General features: G+C 70.7%; 1 protein-coding gene. It reads left to right on the top strand.

Annotated elements, in window-relative coordinates:
* A partial coding sequence (locus tag AC4HNJ_RS21725; protein WP_490481702.1) for an ImcF-related family protein occupies positions 1-328 on the top strand: 328 nt, incomplete at both ends.

The raw sequence follows: 328 nt of genomic DNA, 5'->3' as shown, positions 1-328 counted from the left end.
TCGCGCCATCCTCGCCGCGCTGTGGACGCGGTATGCGCAGGTCAGCCGCACGCTGCTGACCCAGCCGGTGCGGCTGAGCCTGGAAGCGTCGCTGCGCGACATCACGCGCGTGCGCGCTGACGCCTTGCAAAGCCATGCCGTGCAGCGCCAGGGGTACGACACGCTCAAGGCGTATCTGATGCTGGCCGAACCGGCTCGCACCGATGCGGCCTTCCTCGCCCCGCAGATCGCCCGCGCCTGGCCGGTGGTGACCACCATGCCACCGGGCGCATGGCAGGACACCGCGCAACGCCTGGCGGCGTTTTATGCCGGCCATCTCGCCGCGCAT

This window comes from Dyella sp. SYSU CM1112, assembly GCF_058216415.1.
Note: the sequence above shows the minus strand (reverse complement) of the source record. Positions and strands in the feature narration are given on the sequence as shown.